This is a genomic window from Paenibacillus sp. FSL M7-1455, assembly GCF_038004655.1.
GTDB classification, from domain to species: Bacteria; Bacillota; Bacilli; order Paenibacillales; family Paenibacillaceae; genus Paenibacillus_AQ; species Paenibacillus_AQ cookii.
The window spans coordinates 2,980,275-2,997,795 of the sequence record NZ_JBBORO010000001.1; the positions used below are offsets into that span (position 1 = coordinate 2,980,275).

At 56.6% G+C, this 17,521-nt stretch carries 15 protein-coding genes; 3 read left to right on the plus strand and 12 right to left on the minus strand.

Features of this window, described 5'->3' with window-relative positions:
* Positions 1–6 precede the first annotated feature (6 nt).
* Positions 7–339 carry an iron-sulfur cluster biosynthesis family protein gene (locus tag NYE48_RS13760; protein ID WP_036714827.1) on the minus strand — a complete coding sequence of 111 codons (333 nt, stop codon included), beginning with the start codon at positions 337–339 and terminating at the stop codon, positions 7–9.
* Between the two features lie 168 nt (positions 340–507).
* On the opposite strand from NYE48_RS13760, the gene NYE48_RS13765 reads away from it, so the two are divergent.
* On the plus strand, positions 508–1,110 hold the full coding sequence (locus tag NYE48_RS13765) for a TetR/AcrR family transcriptional regulator (RefSeq protein ID WP_340999067.1): 603 nt from the start codon (positions 508–510) through the stop codon (positions 1,108–1,110).
* A gap of 5 nt (positions 1,111–1,115) precedes the next feature.
* Positions 1,116–1,862, plus strand: a complete 747-nt coding sequence (gene map, locus NYE48_RS13770) for a type I methionyl aminopeptidase (protein ID WP_340999068.1) — start codon at positions 1,116–1,118, stop codon at positions 1,860–1,862.
* Between the two features lie 244 nt (positions 1,863–2,106).
* Here map and NYE48_RS13775 read toward each other — a convergent pair whose 3' ends face one another.
* The 6 genes from NYE48_RS13775 to NYE48_RS13800 form a co-directional block, all read right to left on the minus strand.
* On the minus strand, positions 2,107–2,970 hold the full coding sequence (locus NYE48_RS13775) for a pentapeptide repeat-containing protein (protein WP_340999069.1): 864 nt from the start codon (positions 2,968–2,970) through the stop codon (positions 2,107–2,109).
* 14 nt (positions 2,971–2,984) lie between these two features.
* A complete protein-coding gene (locus tag NYE48_RS13780) occupies positions 2,985–3,314 on the minus strand; it encodes a PadR family transcriptional regulator (RefSeq protein ID WP_036714822.1) in 330 nt (109 codons plus the stop codon).
* Positions 3,315–3,570: 256 nt separating this feature from the next.
* Positions 3,571–4,149, minus strand: a complete 579-nt coding sequence (locus tag NYE48_RS13785) for an MBL fold metallo-hydrolase (protein WP_340999070.1) — start codon at positions 4,147–4,149, stop codon at positions 3,571–3,573.
* Between the two features lie 15 nt (positions 4,150–4,164).
* A complete protein-coding gene (locus tag NYE48_RS13790; RefSeq protein WP_340999071.1) occupies positions 4,165–4,689 on the minus strand; it encodes a DUF5946 family protein in 525 nt (174 codons plus the stop codon).
* A gap of 379 nt (positions 4,690–5,068) precedes the next feature.
* Positions 5,069–6,289, minus strand: a complete 1,221-nt coding sequence (locus tag NYE48_RS13795; RefSeq protein WP_340999072.1) for an MFS transporter — start codon at positions 6,287–6,289, stop codon at positions 5,069–5,071.
* Between the two features lie 514 nt (positions 6,290–6,803).
* Positions 6,804–7,241 (minus strand): Rrf2 family transcriptional regulator, encoded by a 438-nt coding sequence (locus NYE48_RS13800; RefSeq protein ID WP_212952216.1) that lies wholly within the window; start codon positions 7,239–7,241, stop codon positions 6,804–6,806.
* A 242-nt stretch (positions 7,242–7,483) separates the two neighbouring features.
* On the opposite strand from NYE48_RS13800, the gene NYE48_RS13805 reads away from it, so the two are divergent.
* Positions 7,484–9,658: a catalase gene (locus NYE48_RS13805; RefSeq protein ID WP_340999073.1), complete on the plus strand. Its 2,175-nt coding sequence runs from the start codon at positions 7,484–7,486 to the stop codon at positions 9,656–9,658.
* 591 nt (positions 9,659–10,249) lie between these two features.
* Here NYE48_RS13805 and NYE48_RS13810 read toward each other — a convergent pair.
* The 5 genes from NYE48_RS13810 to NYE48_RS13830 are packed head-to-tail and all read right to left on the minus strand — an operon-like array spanning position 10,250 to position 17,507.
* Complete coding sequence (locus NYE48_RS13810; RefSeq protein ID WP_340999074.1) at positions 10,250–11,749, minus strand: DHA2 family efflux MFS transporter permease subunit; 1,500 nt, start codon at positions 11,747–11,749, stop codon at positions 10,250–10,252.
* A gap of 34 nt (positions 11,750–11,783) precedes the next feature.
* On the minus strand, positions 11,784–13,973 hold the full coding sequence (locus NYE48_RS13815) for an ABC transporter ATP-binding protein (protein WP_340999075.1): 2,190 nt from the start codon (positions 13,971–13,973) through the stop codon (positions 11,784–11,786).
* A 16-nt stretch (positions 13,974–13,989) separates the two neighbouring features.
* Positions 13,990–14,886 carry an ABC transporter permease gene (locus NYE48_RS13820; protein WP_340999076.1) on the minus strand — a complete coding sequence of 299 codons (897 nt, stop codon included), beginning with the start codon at positions 14,884–14,886 and terminating at the stop codon, positions 13,990–13,992.
* Positions 14,887–14,905: 19 nt separating this feature from the next.
* A complete protein-coding gene (locus NYE48_RS13825; protein WP_340999077.1) occupies positions 14,906–15,832 on the minus strand; it encodes an ABC transporter permease in 927 nt (308 codons plus the stop codon).
* 19 nt (positions 15,833–15,851) lie between these two features.
* On the minus strand, positions 15,852–17,507 hold the full coding sequence (locus NYE48_RS13830) for an ABC transporter substrate-binding protein (RefSeq protein WP_340999078.1): 1,656 nt from the start codon (positions 17,505–17,507) through the stop codon (positions 15,852–15,854).
* Positions 17,508–17,521 lie beyond the last annotated feature (14 nt).

A 17,521-nucleotide genomic window follows, 5' to 3' on the forward strand; every position in this document is an offset into this window, starting at 1 on the left:
GGAGCGCTATTTTGAAGCCATGTCCCTGGCGTCCTTGATTCTGACATTGGTACTGTATAATGCCGAATCGCTGCTCACCTTGAACGACGGGTATGACCGGTCCGCTTCCAGCTTGAGCGCATCGTCGAACAAGCTTTCCTGCTGCTTGTCGACCAGAAAAGTGAAGTTTTTTACAGAAATTCGAATGTCGGTGTCAAGCGGCTGATCCAAAATCTCGATGGCGAGCACCCCGTTGCACCCGCAATTTTCGGTATCATAAAAAAGCTTGAAATAGCCGGGACGCCCCGCCAAGCTGTTCGCGAGTTTTTCTTCCGTATAAGAATCAATGAAAATGATCATGTTTCGATCTCCTCCTTGCATCGTCTTCTTTACCATATCATGCTTATTATACTGGTAAAAAATCAGTTCCGCCATGATGGAGGTTCCCTGTCCGGATTGCGGAAATCCGTCGCATGATGTATATTGGTTTTACATTGACATTACAGCAGGTCTAAAAAAGGAGGAGCCATGTCACCACGTACCAAAGAACAGAATGACGCCATCCGGGAGATGCGCATGAACCAAATAATGCAGGCTGCTGCGGAAGTATATTTGGAAAAGGGCATTCAATTGGAAATACGCGATGTTGCTGTCAAAGCAGAGCTCGGCTACGGAACCGTGTACCATTACTACAAAAACAAGCACATGCTTCTGGAAGATTTATTGTGGGATGCCTTGTATCGAACGGAATCGGCAGTACAACCCGCTATGACGGGGGACGGCGGCAGCTTGCATAAAGCGGAGTCGTTCTCCAGGCTGCTTCTGCAGAAGTGCGTCCAGGATCCTTCCGTATTTATATTGCTTAAAACGGTTGCGGATAATTTTCATCACTTCCCGGGAAACCGGTTCAGCAAGCTGTCTGAACATTTTCAGGAACGGATCTATTTGCCGTTTGTGCACATGATTCGCGAAGAAATCGATTCCAAGTCACCGGATAAAACGGCTAATCTGATATTCGGCTCGCTGATCGGCTGCACAGCATTGAACATCCACCATCAAATGCGACATGAGATGGATGCGGACGGCATCGTTGACATGATTTTTTCAGGCCTGCAGGCAAAGGAGAGATAAACGGAATGATCATCCTGAAATCGAAAGCGGAAATTGAAGAAATGAGAAAAGCCGGCCGCATCGTCGCCGCTTTTCACAAAGCCATCTCAAGTATGATCCGGCCGGGTGTCACGACGCTTGAGATCGAGTCGTTCGCGCTGCAGTTCCTGAAGGAGAATGGCGCCAAGGCGTATACGATCGGCTACAACGGCTATCCGTACGCGACATGTGCTTCGGTTAATGACGTCATTGCGCATGGTTTTCCGAACCGGACCCCGCTCAAAGAAGGCGACATCGTCACTATCGACATCGTGGCGGAAAAGGATGGCTGGATCGGCGATTCTGCCTGGAGTTATGCGGTCGGCGAGGTATCGGAGGAGGCCCGTAAACTGATGCGGGTAACGAAGGAATGCTTGGATCTGGGCATCGGAAAAGCTGTCGTCGGAAACCGGATCGGCGATGTGATGCATGCGGTTCAAACCCATGCCGAGCGGAACGGATTTTCGGTGGTGCGCGATCTGCTCGGTCACGGCGTAGGCCGGGAGATGCACGAGGAGCCTAACTATCCCCACGTCGGGAAACCCGGCAAAGGATTCCGCTTGAAGGAAGGAATGGTGTTGACGATAGAGCCGATGATCAATGCGGGAAAAGCGTTCATGACGGTGGATGCCGACGGATGGACCGCCAGAACCGCCGACGGCTCGCTTTCTGCGCAATACGAGCATACGATTGCCATTACTGCGGATGGACCGGTCATATTGACCGCGCAATAGAAATCAATCCTTAGTTTGTGGCAGTGTTGATCCGGAAGCTGAGTGGTGATCCCCTCTTCCTTCCGAATTTCAAGCAAAAAATCGGCCGCGATTCGCATGTCTGCGAAAAGGCCGATTTTTATTTTTACGTTTTCCTTTTACCGTGGTGTGTTTTTGCAGCAAAAAGACAGCCGATCCCCGCGCCGGCCGCCTAATTATCTTACCTATATTATCGCACGAACTGCATCCGCGAGTTTCTCCCTTTTTAGATCACGGTAACCTTCGACAAATCCGCCTCCATGCCCTTGAGCGCGGCAAAGGTCAACTTATCCATCCAGGCGCCGTCAAAGCAGACGGTTTGGATGGCATGATAATATTTCTTGGACAACATAGACCCTTGGAAGGACACGTTTTTAAGCGTGGCGTCCTTGAACGAAACTTCTTTCAACCCCGCTCTGTCGAATTTGACGCCGATGAAGATTTGACCGTCAAAACGCTGCCCGCTCAGATCGGAAGACGTGAAGTCCACCCCGTCAAAAACACAGTTTTTGAAGACGGTTTTGGTGAGAGCAGTCATCGACAGGTTGACGTCGGTCAATTGGACGTCCACGAATGCGGCGCCGGCCAGCCACGACTTGCTGAAGTTGGTTCGCACAAGGATGGATTTATTGAAGCTTGCATTCGCCAGATCCAGGGTGGACAGGTTGCAGTCCGTCAGGTTCGCGCCGTCGAAACGGGCATCCCGCACGTCGCTGTTCTTAAAAGAGCTGCCGCTCAAGTCCGCGTTCGTGAAGTCGGAGCCCCGCAGCGCACTTGCTGTAAAATTCCCCTTATGGGCGGTAACGCCCGCAAAGTCGCTGTCAATCAAGTTGCTTGCGCTGAGGTTGGTCAACACCTGCCGCTCCAGCGAACGGGAGAGGTTGGCCACCTCTAATACGGTTTGCTCAATGTCGCCGATGCTGTCGATGGTCATCTCAAAAGCCGTTTCGTCGTCCTTGCCCTCCGCTTTCAGTTCACGGTAACGCTCCTGCAAGTCGGAGTGAAGGTCCGACTTTAATTCACTGACGCTTTTCACTCCGTCATATGGAGCAAAAACCCCGTTCAGATAGTTCGTCAATTTCTCGTTCATCCCATCGACTCTCCTTATAACAAGTCTTCGAGCACGCGCTTGGCGTATTCCCAGTTGCTTTTGTTGCGCTCATAAGTTTCCTTGCCCTTCTCGGTAATTCGAAAATACTTGCGCCGTCCGCCCTGCGATTCGTCGCCCCAATACCACTCGATATCACCGTCCCCTTCGAGCCGCCGGACGCTGGAGTACATCGTGGCTTCCTTTAACTCATATTCACCGCCCGAACGTTCGGCAATCAGCTTGACAATTTCGTAACCGTAGCGGTCCGCTTCGGATAAAAGTCGTAAAATCATCGTGTCGGTATGGCCACGCAGCAGGTCGGATGTGATTTTGTTGTCGCTCATGCAATCACCTCCATATCTGCATAATACGATATACTACTATGACTGTCAATGTAATTTATTGATTATAACAATGTATTGAGTTTTCCATCCGCATGATGAGACAAACTCTAATCCGATCTACAAGTTTACATAATTAATTTATCGTTAACTCATTTTGTTTATTCTATTCGATTGCGGCCTATGTCCTCATCCTAAAAACACAAAAAGCCGCAACAATACGGCTTTCGCTGCAGGGGGCTTGAATCTCCGGATGAATTCAAAGAATGGCATGCGGACCGTGCCCGGGGAACACCTTCCGTTCGTTGGTGCTTTTTAATAGCGCCCAGCTTTTATCAACCATTTCATTGGATTCAACGAACATAGGGTTCATCAGAGGCAGATCACCCGTAAAAATGCCCAACCCTTCGATAACAATGCTAATGGAATCATCCGAGTGACCCGGAGTATGCAGAATATATCCTGGGATGCCCAATTTTTTAATGAAGCTGGCTTTATCATATTCATTGATGATGTTATCGGCCTCCACCTTTATTTCTTTGAAGCCGGGGAATTTTTTCATCGACTCATTCGCCGCTTCAAGAAAATCCGATTGCGTTCTGCTGATCATAAGCGCTACGCCCATGGATTGCAGCTCTTGCACGATTCCGCAATGATCCGGATGAAAGTGGGTAACCATGACATAGGGAATGTCCTTCCAATCGATTTGATACTTTCGCAGTTGGCTCGCCATCTTACCAAGCGTACCAGGCAACCCTGTATCGATGAGAAGGTACTTGTTTTGGCAGTCAATCGCATAATAATTCGTCGAACCGTAGCCAATGTTAATGACATTCATAAGTCCGCCTCCATCTTATCGTTCATATTCGTCGATATAGAGATCGCCCACAATTTTTGCACTTGAATGATATCGATCATACGACCGGTATACGTCATTCGCCCATTTTAATAACATCGATTCTAGTTTTTTCTCCTTCAGTCCGATGAGGTCCATAACCGTTAAACCTCCTCTTTCTTGAACGGGCAATGCAGGAATCAAAATTTCCGGATGGGACGATTTGTATTGATCCAAAACATGGCTCAACCGACTTGTCTTGGCGTACTTCCATTCGATTTCTTTTTCAAGCATCAAATACATTCTGGTGAGATGCAAATTGTTGTTCCACTTCCCATGAACCTCCGAATGCTGCAAACAATGGGCGTCGGCAAAAATAAATTGGTTTACTCCGCTCCCATCCATGAAATGAATTTGCATATCATTGAAAACGTCAAAACATTCAAAGACTCCACCCTCGGTGCGTGATCCACAAAATTGACATCTTCCGTAATCCTTTAACTCTAAGCCCTTTTTTTGGGCTTGTCGCACTATGTTCTGCATAGCCCCCACCTTCCCTTCAGGAACCATGATTGAATCATTATTGAATCCGAATCCCTTAGCGCCGTCTTAACGTTCCGCACCATAATTCTGTAAATAACAGTTCATAGGAAATCATTCTTTGGGTAATGCCGGTTGCCCGCTCCAACTGTCCCGTAGGTAAATTCGGATCGCCCCCTATAGAGCCATATTAAGGGCTAACGTTACGTTAGAGTCAATATGCAAATGAGCCATTGCAACAACGTCAACGCGTTCCCCCCCGCCATTTTGATGATGGGAAGCGGCAGTGCTTCTTGTGCGACTGGCGGATCGACAGGACGCGGAGCTTGGGCTTCGGCATCTTGTTGCGGATGCGGTCAATCAGTTCCGGATGCCGTCGGGTTTAGCCTGCGGCACCCGTCTCGTCTGCGGAGGACGAGTGTCCCGGAACGGCCGCCCCCTGTTTTACGCGCCGCTCGAGGCGCAGGCTCGCCGCAAACACGGCAAGCGACAACACCGTCATCGCGCCTGCAAAATAGCCGATTTGCCCGACGGTAGCGAAGCGCACGACTGCTCCTCCGACCGACGCGCCCAACGCGCTTCCCACGTAAATGACGGAGGACTGCAGCGACAGGACGATGCCGGACGAAGGCCCCGACAGTCCGATCAGCCGATGCTGCTGGGCAGGATTAAACATGTAGCCGCTGAAGCCGTACAGAGCCATGGCAGCAATCGCCACGGCAAGAATGCCGGGCCGGCCGGCAAAGCCGTACAGCGCCGACATCAGGAACAACGAGGCGGCGAGCAGTATCAACGCCAGCGGAATCGCCCGATTCGGGCCGATCCGGTCCGCGGCGATGCCCCCCGTCCGGACCCCGATAAAGCTGGCGATACCGGAGATGCACAGCACGATGCTGATCATCCGGCCTCCAGCTCCGTATCCGGCAAACAGTTCGGAAACGTACGTAAAGAGCGCAAAAATTCCGGTGGCCCAGGCGAGCGTTGTCAGCAAGGCGGATAGCAGCTCCGGCCGCTTCAGATACGACAGGCGCTCCCGCATGCCGACGGCCCCGGCCGGCGCCACCTGCGGGAACAGCAGCCGAATGGCTAGCGCGGCGAGCAGCGTCATGCCGCCGACGATCCAAAACGTCGTGCGCCAGTCGAACGCCTGGGCGACCCACGTCCCGAACGGAACGCCAAGGATCAGGGAAACGGTCTGCCCAGCAATGACAATCGACACTGCGCGCCCCCGTTTCTCAGGCTCGGACAGCGTGGAGGCGACAGCGACCGCCCCCGGCGAAAATAGTCCCGCTCCCAGCGCGGCGACGATCCGCCCGGCCATCATCAGGCCGTATGAGGAAGCAAGACCGCACACCACGTTTCCGGCGGCGAGCAGCAGCAGCGCACCGAACAACAGCTTCCTGCGCTCCATCCTTCCGGTCAGTGTCGTCAGTATCGGCGACGACACGGCATAAACGAGCGAGAATGCCGTCACCAGCTGTCCGGCAAGCGCCGTCGAGACATGCAGCGCCGCCGCCAGCGTCGGCAGCAGACCGCCGATCATGTACCCTTCCGTGCCGATCGCAAACGATCCGAGCGCCAACCAAAATATCCGTTTGTCCATGAAATCCTCTCCTCATTTAATTTCGACTTTTCAATGGAACTGAATGAGTTGCATTGAATGATATAAAACACTCTCTTTTGCGGCTGCACACTGAACTGTTCCCCTCCTCAAAGTAACCGTAACGGTTACATTGAATGCCGAGATGATCCCTACTGCCGGCCTTTAGACGCATACAGCGGACAAGCCGCAAGCTGAAATCGGATATCCAACATTTTCTTAGATCATTTCCGATCAGGCAGATTAAAAGCGGATATCGACCTGTTCTGCCGCTTCCATCCTAACCTGAATCAGGAAAGCCAGCCGACTCCCTCCTTTCATTGAAACTGAATCAGTTACATTGATCGCCGCAGAAAAAACGTGGCTCGCGGATCGGTCTTCATCAAACAGCCAGCAGCATGCCTCTCCGGTTCATCGACGGGCCGGAATCCGAGCCGACAGCTGTTTCCGATCGGCCCGCTTACCTAAGATCTTCCGGCGACCGGCTCCTTGCGGATGCCTGCCGCTTCCTGCGGCATCAACGCTTCCCGTGCTCCAGCGATGAACCGACCAGATCCTTGATCGTTTCCTGAGCCAGCCGTCGCTTCAATGCTTCTTCGCTGTCTTCGTAGATCTCTTGCAGAGCCGGCTGAATGCCGTTGCCGATGATGCAGCTCGGGTTCGGCTGGCTGTGGTGAAGCTCGAACAGGGGCGTCTGCACAACGGCTTCGTACACGTCCAGCAGGCTGATCTCTTCCGGTCGGCGCGCCAGCTTCCAGCCGGCTCCTGTCCCGCCGTGCTGCACGAGCACCAGGCCCGCCTTTGCAAGCTGACCAAGAATCCGCCTCAGAAAAACCGGGCTCGTTCCCACGCTGTTTGCGATCCGGTCGGAAGGGAAAAATTCGTCCTTCTCCGCCCAAAAGGCCAGCCAGGTCAAAATATGAAGCGCAATGGTATAACGGCTTACGATGGCCATGTTCGGCATCCCCTTTCAATAAAACCATTATAGTTTCATTGAATCCCCCTCGTCAACGAATCCCTTTCCCCTTTTCAGCGGAATGGTATAAATCAGCGTCTTAGACACATCACCTTTTTGCGGCCTGTTCACCTCGAATCCGCCGCCCCCGTTCATCTTCCCGTTTGGACGTATTTTGATCCGGGTAAATAAACTTGTGAAATACTCGGACACCGTCCGTAACCAACAGGAGGGATTCATTGATGAACCATAAGAAGGGACAGCAGCCGCATAAGGACATGAAGGACAGCCAGTTGGAGGAATTCCGCGTAAGCGATGCGGGCGAACCCATGACCACCAATCAAGGCGTTCGAATTTCCGAGGACGAGCATTCGCTCAAGGCCGGCGAACGCGGTCCGACGTTAATGGAGGATTTTCATTTTAGGGAGAAGTTGACCCATTTTGACCATGAGCGCATTCCTGAGCGCGTCGTTCACGCCCGGGGCTTCGGCGTTCACGGTTATTTTCAGGTATACAAGCCGATGACAAAGTACACGAAGGCCAAATTTCTGCAGGATCCGTCCATAAAAACGCCGGTATTCGTGCGTTTCTCCACCGTGGCCGGTTCGCGGGGTTCGGCCGATACGGTGCGGGATGCCAGGGGCTTTGCCACCAAGTTTTACACGGAGGACGGTAACTTTGACCTTGTGGGCAATAACATCCCCGTGTTCTTCATTCAGGATGCGCTGAAATTCCCTGATCTGGTGCATGCGTTCAAGCCGGAGCCCCACAACGAAATGCCGCAGGCATCCACGGCGCATGATACCCACTGGGATTTTATTGCCAACAATACCGAATCGGCCCACATGGTCATGTGGACGATGTCGGACCGGGCGATTCCGCGCAGCTACCGGATGATGGAAGGCTTCGGCGTACATACCTTCCGGTTTGTCAATGACAAGGGCGAAGCGCATTTTGTCAAATTCCATTGGAAACCGCTGCTGGGCGTGCATTCCCTGGTCTGGGACGAAGCGCAGAAAATCGCCGGCAAGGATCCCGACTTTCACCGCCGCGACCTGTGGGAAGCCATTGAAACGGGCAACTATCCCGAATTTGAGTTTGGCGTGCAAATGATCCGCGAGGATGAGGAGTTCAATTTCGATTTCGATATTCTCGACCCGACCAAAATATGGCCGGAAGAGCTCATTCCCGTCCAGCGCATCGGAAAAATGACCCTGAACCGCAACGTGGACAATGTGTTTGCCGAAACGGAGCAGGCTGCCTTCCACGTAGGCAACGTGGTTCCGGGAATCGATTTTTCCAACGACCCGCTGCTCCAGGGGCGCCTGTTCTCTTATACCGATACGCAGCTGATCCGTTTGGGCGGACCGAATTTCCATGAGATTCCGATCAACCGGCCCGTGGCAGAGGTTCACAATAACCAGCGTGACGGATACCATCGCATGACGATCAACCGGGGGCAAACCAGCTATCATAAAAACTCCCTTGGAAACAATGACCCCCGCCCCGTTTCGCAGCTGGACGGCGGATACGCCCACTATCAGGAAAAGGTGGAGGGACGCAAAGTCCGGGCGCGCAGCAACAGCTTCAAAGACCATTACACCCAGGCTAAACTGTTTTGGAACAGCATGTCCGACGTGGAAAAGCAGCATATCATTAAGGCTTTCCGGTTCGAGGTGGGCAAGGTAAGAAGCAAAAGCGTGCAGCAGCAGGTCGTCGACATGTTCGCGAACGTCGATTTGACGCTGGCCGAGGAAATCGCCCTTGGCGTCGGCGTCACCCCGCCGAAGGCGAAGGCCGGTGATGAAGCATCCGGGACAACGATGGCCGGAGGTGCCGAAACCAAGGCTTCGCCGGCGCTGAGCCAGCTTCGAACCGCCATGTCCCCGGCCACCCGCAAGGTGGCGGTGCTGGCCGCCGACGGATTCGACGCCGACGAGATGAAGGCCGTCCTTGCCGCCTTTGCCGAAGCGAAGGTCGTGCCGGAAGTCGTCAGCGAAAATCTGGGGATGATTGCCGGAAGCGACGGCAGCCGGCTAGAGGTTATGCATACCTTCCTAACGGCAGATTCCGTGCTGTTTGACGCGGTCTATGTGGCCGGCGGGGAACAAAGCATGGCCAAGCTCCAGGGAATCAAGGAGGCCGTCAACTTTGTAACGGAAGCTTATAACCATTTTAAAACCGTGGGGGCTTCTGCCCAGGCTGCCGGGCTGCTGTCCGGCTCAGGCATTCATCTCGCCGATCCGGCCGCTACTTCGGGCTATCTGACGTCTCCGGACGAGGATACCGGGCTGGTCATCCGAAAGGAGACGGAAGACGCCGGCGTCTTCGCCCGTCAGCTGGTCGACGCAATTGCCATGCATCGCCACTGGGGGCGTGAAATGCAGATGATTCCTCCAGCGAAGCGAACCGATTGAAATCGGATCGATATGAATGATGATCCTGCCCAGCTTTTTGCGGGGCAGGATTTTTGAATTTCGGACCGTTTAGAAACAGGGAAGCCGAATTACGATTCCCATGATTTCGTTCGACGAATATCTCCGAAGCTGATTGCTGCTGGAACAACCTTCCGTTCTCAAGCGGTAAGAGCAGGCGCCTGTAACCGTTGGCTAATGGCGTTGCCTGCCTGGTCCACGAACCGGAGCCGCTATTATCATTCAAGTAAATATCGGAGGTGTTTTTCTTGATTCAAAATCATAGACAAGGTAGGTGCCAGCTATCTATCTCGAAAAAGGATGGCCCAAATATCAAGAATTTAGGCGTTTTTGCCGTATAGCACTAAGAACATCGGGCCCTGCGTCCCACTTCAGATCCGGGTTGTTATCGAATTGTTTTTTCACATTCAGGAGCCATTGCTGTACCTTGCTTTGTATGGTGTAGTGTGTTCCTTCGATCCCGAAATTCGCAAGCAATCGGCCTTCTTCGCTGTTTACTTAATCAATGCATCGTAATGCCGCATCGGAATCTTTTCTAATCGCGCCTGAGATCTGCCTCCTATCCATTCAAAATCAGTTGAGTTCGGTCGGCTGCTCCAGGCGTGGTCCGGCACCTGCCGCTTCCTTCCGTTTGCGCAGAAGGAGCGCCAGCGGAATGGCCAGCGCCACCAGCGCGCTCGCGAACAAAAACGCATCGTCGATGCTCCGCGTATACGCCTCGCGGCGTATCCATTCCGTGCCCTGCGCCGCATAGTTAGCGTGCAGACGGGACTCGTGCACGCTCATCCGCGCATAAAACACCGACGTGAACATGCCGAGCGCTCCCGCGCTGAATAGCTGCCGCAGCCAGTTGATCAGGGCCGACGCATGGCCCGATTCGGACTGCGGAACCGCTGCCATCGCCGCGCTGGTCGCCGGCGTCAGCGACAGCCCCGTACCGACGTTGCGGATCGCCAGCCAGATCATGACGGAGACGAGCGTCGTTTCCGTGCCGAGACGGCTGAAGCGAAACGTCGTCACCAGCAGGATCAGGCTGCCCAGGGCAATCAGCGCTGCCGGCCCAAAGGTGCGGTATCCTTTCCCCGACAGGAACGTGGCCAGGGTCAGACACGCGGCCGCAGGAAGAAAGAGCAGCCCGACCTGAAAAGACGACAGCCCTTGAACTTCTTCCAGGAACAGCGGAACAAAGTATACGCCGGAGTAGAGGGCAAAGGACAGGATCAGCGATACACCGAGGCTCGCGGCGAACGTGAAATTGCCGAACAGCCTGAGGTTCAGCAGCGGCTCCTTCGCGCGCAGCTCGACCCGGATGAAAAGAGCGGTGCATGCGCCGCCGATCAGGAGGCTGCCCCACGTCCAGACCGACCGCATGCCCCAGGCATGCAGATTGCCGAACAGCAGCAGGATGGCAAGACTGCCCGCGGTGGCCAGCAGGAGTCCGGCAGCATCCAGACGCTTTTGCTGACCCCGGATATCCTTCGGGAGCAGGATACGCTCCGCCAACCAGGCAAGAATGCCGGCCGGCAGCGTCACGAGAAAAATCAGGTGCCAGTCGTGCTGCTGAAGCCACCCGCTAACCGAGGGGCCCACCGCCGTGCCAAGCACCGTCGAAAACGACCAGACGCTGACCGCTAGAGGCTGTCTTCCTCGCGGCAGCGTCTGATAAATCATGGCCAGGGACACGGGCTGAATCAGTCCGCACCATACGCCCTGCAAGATGCGGAAGAAAATCAGCGCCTGAATATTCCAGGACAGGGAACACATTACGGAACTGACGGTGATTCCGGCCAGCGACAGCAGAAACATCCGTTTGCCGCCGAAACGGTTGGAGAGATAGCCGCTGACGGGAGCAATCATGCCGAAGGCCAGCGTAAAGCCCGTAATGATCCACTGCACGGTCCCGAGGCCGGAGTGAAAGATGCCGATAAAGCCGGGCAGCGAAACGTTTAAGGAAACCATGGGATACATGCCGACAAAGGAACCGCAAAACAGGGTGAGCAGAACCGGCCAAAACGGCAGACTGCCCTGCCCCTCTCCGGCCTTTGCCGCGGCAGTATTCATCGTGACAGACAATTCATAACCTCCCGTTCAGGTGGCGGCCATCCCGTCACAACACATAATGGCAGGCCGCGTGGTGACCGCTGTCCAATGGGCGCAGCGCCGGCTCTTCCTGCCGGCAGCGGTCCGTGGCAAACGGACACCGGGTATGAAACCGGCAGCCCGAGGGCGGATTGGCCGGCGAGGGAATTTCCCCTTCCAGGCTTCCGGCCGCCTGGCCTTGGCGGGGCGTGGTCTGCGGTATGGCCTCAATCAGAGCCTGGGTATACGGGTGGGCCGGGGCGAGAAACAGCGACTCGCTCGGTGCGATCTCCACGAGCTTCCCGAGGTACATCACGCCGATCCGGTCCGACAGATGCCGGACAACCTGCAGGCCATGGGCGATGAACAAGTAGGTCAGCCCCAGCTTCTGCTGCAGGTCCTGCAGCAAATTGATGATCTGGGCCTGAACCGATACGTCCAGCGCGGATACGGCTTCGTCGGCGAGAATGAACCGCGGGTTCAGGGCGATCGCGCGGGCGATGCCGATCCGCTGCCGCTGCCCGCCGGAGAACTCGTGCGGATACCGCTGCGCCCACGACGGGTCGAGCCCCACCAGCTCCAGCAGCTCGCTGACGCGGCGGCTGATGTCGGCCGGGGAGCGCTGCCCCTGACCGTGCACCTTAAGCGGCTCGGCGATGCTGTCGCCGATCTTCCAGCGCGGATCCAGCGATCCGTACGGATCCTGGAAGATCGTCTGCATATGCTGGCGGGCGGCGCGCAGTTCACGTCCTCCCAGGTTCGTCAGGTCCTTGCCGTCAAAAAGAACCGTCCCTGCCGTGGCACGCTCCATCTGGAGCAGCACCCGGCCCAGCGTCGACTTTCCGCTGCCGGACTCGCCGACTAAACCGAAGGTTTCGCGCTTGCGGATCGTAAAGCTGACGTCGTCCACGGCGCGGATCAGCTTCTTCGCTTTGCCGATGCCTCCGCCATGCACCGGGTAATACTTTTTCAGGTGATCCACGGTAAACAAAGCGTCCGCCGCTTCTTCCGCTGCCCCGGCGGAGCCGGCTTCGCGTCGTCCTTCAATGTTCTCTTCTGCGCCGCCTTCCCGTGTAACGCGTAAAGCAGCCGTCACGCTGGAAGCCGCCGGGTCGCCAGAACCTGCAGCTGCACCCGAAACAGCCATCGCATTGGATGCCGCCGCACCGAAACCTTCAGCTGTACCGGAACCCTCAGCTGCACCGGAGCCTGCCGGCACAGCGGGGGCCATCCAGCCCTCCGACTGAACTAGCTCCTCCGCATGCCAGCAGGCGCTCCGGCGCTCGCCGGATTCGGTTAAGGCCGGCGCTTCCTGCCTGCAGCGCTCCGTGGCAAAGGGGCAGCGCGGGTGAAAGCGGCAGCCCTGCGGAAGTGCGGCCAGGCTCGGGATCGACCCTTCGATGGAGTGCAGCTTCGTGCCGCGGACCGTGTCTCGCGTCGCGACGGAACGGAGCAGGCCCCGCGTATACGGGTGGCGCGGAAGGCGGAACAGCTCGGAAGCTGGCGCCTCCTCGACGATTTCGCCGGCATACATGACGACCACCCGGTCGGCAATCTCGGCGGCGATCCCGAGATCATGGGTGATCAGCAGGATCGACATGCCGAGCTCGGCCTGCAGTTCTTTCAGCAGGCGCAATATTTGCGCCTGGATCGTGACGTCCAGCGCGGTGGTCGGCTCATCCGCAATGAGCAGGTCCGGCCCGCAGGACAGCGCCATGGCGATCATGGCCCGCTGCAGCATTCCGCCGGACAGCTCGCCCGGATACTGCTTCAGCCGCAGCTCCGGCTCCGGAATGCCGACCCGCTTCAGCAGCCGGACGGCACGCTCCCTGGCCTCCCGCTTGGAAACTTTCTCATGCTGCAAGATGGTCTCCTGAATTTGCTGCCCGATCGTAAAGACCGGGTCGAAGGCCGCCATCGGCTCCTGGAACACCATCGCCATCCGTTTGCCGCGAATCCGGCGCAGTTCGGCCTCCGGCAGGCCTGCCAGGTCCGTCCCGTCCAGAAGAAGGCTTCCTCCGCTGATGCGCCCGTTCTCATGGTCGATCAGACGCATGATCGCTTTGGAGGCTACCGTCTTGCCGCTGCCCGACTCCCCGACGAGGCAGACGGTTTCCCCGGCTTCGATCGACAGCGTCACGTCCCGGATCGCCTGCAGTGTCCCTTTCCGGGTCGTAAAATCGACGGACAGCTCCCGGATATCAAGCAATGTGCTCATTGATGCTCCCCCTCCTTTAGCGCTGGGTGACTTTCTTCGGATCGAAATGGTCCCGGAGCCGGTCGCCAATAATGTTGACAGACAACACGAAGGCGGTGATGGCCAATCCCGGGAAGGTGCAGATCCACCAGGCCGCGGTCAAATAGCCTCTGCCTTGGGAGAGCAGCGTCCCCCAGTCCGGAACCTCGCGCAGAACCCCGAGGCCCAGAAAGCTCAGGCCCGATCCCGTCAGAATGGACGTGCCGATACCGATAGCTGCCATGACCAGCAGCGGAGACAGGCTGTTCGGCAGCACATGCTTCCAGAACACGCGCAGCGGCGAAGCGCCGATGGATACCGATGCTTTGACGAACGTCCGGCTCTTGATGCTCAGCACCTGCGCCCGCATCACCCGGGCATAACCCGGCACGGAGGATACGGCTACCGCCAGCACGATGTTAAACAGGCTCGGACCGAGCGCGCCGGCGATGGCCAGCGCCAGCAGGATGCCCGGGATCGTCATCAACACGTCATTGAGACGCATGATCGCCGTGTCGATCCAGCCGCCCGCGTAACCGGACAGCGCCCCGATCGTTCCCCCAAGCAGGCCGCCGACGAGGACGGAAGCAAAGCCGATAAAGAGCGAGTCCCGGCTCCCGTACACGACCACGCTGAAAATATCCCGACCGAAATAATCGGTGCCGAACAGATGCGCGCCGCTTGGCGCCTGCATGATGTTGTCGGACCGCATCTCCGTCGGGGCGTAAGGCGCAATCCACTGCGGGACGATGGCACAGGCCGCCACAAACAGAATGATGAATCCGGCCGCCACCAGGAACAGGTCGCTTGCCGTGAACTTACGGACTTTCGGTGCGGCCGCGGCCGCAAGCTTCCGCTCGCGCCAGACCGTCTTGGCGGATACCGCCTCCCTCATAACCGCTCCCTCCTAAGGTTTAAGTTGAACGTCTCACGCGCGGATCGATCAGCGTATAAGACAGATCCACAAGCAGGTTAACCAGCGTATAGATGATGGCTGAGAACAAAATGACACCCTGAACCACTGGGAGATCCTTGGCCATGATCGCGTCCGAGATGATCCGGCCGATGCCCTGGCGGGAAAACACCGTCTCGACGACAACCGTGCCGGCCAGCAAGTCGCCGATCAGCATACCCGTCATCGTGACGGCCGGTATCAGCGCATTGCGCAGCGCGTGACGGTACATGACCGCCCGCTCCGCCAAGCCCTTGGAACGAAGCGTCACGATGAACTGCTCGCTGATGACCTCCAGCATGCTGTTGCGGACCATCCGGATAATAAAGCCGCTCCCGACCGTCCCAAGCGCCAGTGCGGGCAGAACCAGCGTCCGCCACCCGTCCGATCCCATCGCCGGAAACCAGCCCAGCGTAATGGAGAATATCAGGATGAGCAGGATGCCCGACCAGAAGGTCGGCATGGAGATGCCGAACAGCCCGATGACGCGGGCGATGATGTCAATCGCCCCGTTCCGGTGAATGGCCGACAGGACGCCAAGCAGCAGGCCTACGGTCACGGACACCAGCACGCTGGCTCCGGTCAGGGCCAGGGTAGCGGGGAAGCTCTCGGCAATTTTGGGCAGCACCGGATCGGAATTCAGCAGGGATTTGCCGAAATCCCCCTGCAGGATGCTCCCGAAATAGTGGAAGAGCTGGATGTGAAACGGCTGGTCCACGCCCAGCTGATGCCTTAAGTTCGCAATGACCTCCGGCGTCGCCATCGAGGGATCGACCATGTTGTCGGTCGGATCCCCGGGAAGAACGTAGAGGATCGTGAACACCAAAACGAGCGAGCCGATAATGACGAGGAGCGACGTTAACAGGCGCCGGGTTACCATCCACAGCATGCCGCCTCAAGCCTCCTTTCTATTTTTGCAAAGATACGTCGTTGAACAGCGGATACCCGAGGGAGTCAAAGGTAAGTCCCTGTACCGATTTGGAAGCGGCCACCGTATACGGGAAGACGTAAATCGGCAGAATGACCGCATTGTCGATGATATAATGCTGAATTTTATGGTACAGATCCTCACGCTTGGCATCGTCCTTCTCGACCCGTCCCTCTTCCAGCCACTTGTCGACTTCCGGACTGGCGAGTCTCGGCAGCGTCGGCCGGCTCTTTGGATCATAGGAATGGTAGAAGGAGTACAGCGCGTTCGGATCGGAGTTGACCTGGCTGTTGCCGTACAAATCATAGTTTCCGTTGGTGTAGACCACAGTGCGGACATCCTTCGTGATCTCGATCTCAACGTCCACGCCGATTTGCTTCAGCTGCTGCTGCACCATGACCGCGATGTCGTTGCGTTTCTCCCGGTTTGGCGTGCCGTCGACGTAGTGCAAGGTCAGTTTCTTCCCGTCCTTGCTCCGGACGCCGTCCGCTCCCTTAACCCATCCCAGCTCGTCAAGCAGCTGATTGGCTTTGGCGATATCCGGTTTGACCGAGTTTTCCAGCGACGGGTCATAACCGAAGGTGCCCGGGGTCAGCGGGGACCAGGCCCGCTCGTACGTGCCCAGGTACAGCGTTTTGACGATGGCGTCCACGTCCACGGCCAGCTGCACCGCCTGCCTTGCCTTCAGTTCGTTCCACGGCGCGCGCTCCTGGTTGAAGAACAGCGTGTACGGCAGGCCGAGCGTATTTGCCTGCAGCAGCTGGAAATTCGGATCCTTTTTCAAGGTCAGGATGTTCTGAGGCGGCACCGTCTCGGCAGCCAGCACCTGCTTGCTCTGCACACTGCCGATCCGGGTGGCCTCTTCGGGTACGATTTTAAAATCGATGCCGTCCAGGTAAGGCGCCCCCGTATTGGTCACGATCTCCGGCGCCCAGGCGTAGTCCGGATTGCGCTCGACCTTGATGTCGGCATTCTCATCCCACTTGACGAATTTGAACGGCCCCGTGCCGACCGGATGCTGCCCCAGCTGATCCCCGTATTGCTTGGCTGCAGTCGGTGACACAATGCCAAGCAGCGCCTGGCTCAGGTTGCCCAGAAAAGCCCGTGAGGGCGTCGACAAATTCAGCTTGATCGTGTACTCGTCAATGACCTCGGAGGACTTGTAGGGCTGAAGCAGGGCGGCCGCATTCGCCGCCTTGGTGGCGGGATCCAGAATCCGGTCGAAGTTGAACTTGACCGCCTCGGCGTTAAATGGCGTTCCGTCCTGGAACTTGACGTCCTTCCGCAGCTTAAACGTGTAGCTAAGCCCATCGTCTGAAATGGTCCATTCCGTCGCCAGCCACGGCTTGATCGTATTGTCCGGCAGCTGAACGACCAGACTGTCGTAGATGGTGCGGATGACGCGGACCGCGACGGCCAGGCCGCTGCGGTGCGGGTCCAGTGTATCCGGCGACGTCGCCAGAGCGTAGGTGAGCTCCCCGCCCTTGGCGGATGCTCCCTGTACGGCCGGTGCCGCCCCGCTATCCGTCTGCCCTTGGGAGGCCGTCTGCTTGCCTCCGCAAGCGGACAGCAGCATAACGGTGACCAGCAGAGCGGCTGCTGCCGATTTGCGCCTGTTTTTCGAATCAAACTTCATCTCTCTCAGACTCC

Bases quoted from the DNA above. Each gene is read 5' to 3' on its own strand.
- NYE48_RS13820 (WP_340999076.1), bottom strand. From the start codon at position 14,886: ATGAGGGAGGCGGTATCCGCCAAGACGGTCTGGCGCGAGCGGAAGCTT.
- NYE48_RS13815 (WP_340999075.1), bottom strand. From the start codon at position 13,973: ATGAGCACATTGCTTGATATCCGGGAGCTGTCCGTCGATTTTACGACC.
- NYE48_RS13785 (WP_340999070.1), bottom strand. From the start codon at position 4,149: ATGAATGTCATTAACATTGGCTACGGTTCGACGAATTATTATGCGATT.
- NYE48_RS13830 (WP_340999078.1), bottom strand. From the start codon at position 17,507: ATGAAGTTTGATTCGAAAAACAGGCGCAAATCGGCAGCAGCCGCTCTG.
- NYE48_RS13790 (WP_340999071.1), bottom strand. From the start codon at position 4,689: ATGCAGAACATAGTGCGACAAGCCCAAAAAAAGGGCTTAGAGTTAAAG.
- NYE48_RS13825 (WP_340999077.1), bottom strand. From the start codon at position 15,832: ATGCTGTGGATGGTAACCCGGCGCCTGTTAACGTCGCTCCTCGTCATT.
- NYE48_RS13800 (WP_212952216.1), bottom strand. From the start codon at position 7,241: ATGGCCATCGTAAGCCGTTATACCATTGCGCTTCATATTTTGACCTGG.
- NYE48_RS13795 (WP_340999072.1), bottom strand. From the start codon at position 6,289: ATGGACAAACGGATATTTTGGTTGGCGCTCGGATCGTTTGCGATCGGC.
- NYE48_RS13765 (WP_340999067.1), top strand. From the start codon at position 508: ATGTCACCACGTACCAAAGAACAGAATGACGCCATCCGGGAGATGCGC.
- map (WP_340999068.1), top strand. From the start codon at position 1,116: ATGATCATCCTGAAATCGAAAGCGGAAATTGAAGAAATGAGAAAAGCC.
- NYE48_RS13805 (WP_340999073.1), top strand. From the start codon at position 7,484: ATGAACCATAAGAAGGGACAGCAGCCGCATAAGGACATGAAGGACAGC.
- NYE48_RS13760 (WP_036714827.1), bottom strand. From the start codon at position 339: ATGATCATTTTCATTGATTCTTATACGGAAGAAAAACTCGCGAACAGC.
- NYE48_RS13780 (WP_036714822.1), bottom strand. From the start codon at position 3,314: ATGAGCGACAACAAAATCACATCCGACCTGCTGCGTGGCCATACCGAC.
- NYE48_RS13775 (WP_340999069.1), bottom strand. From the start codon at position 2,970: ATGAACGAGAAATTGACGAACTATCTGAACGGGGTTTTTGCTCCATAT.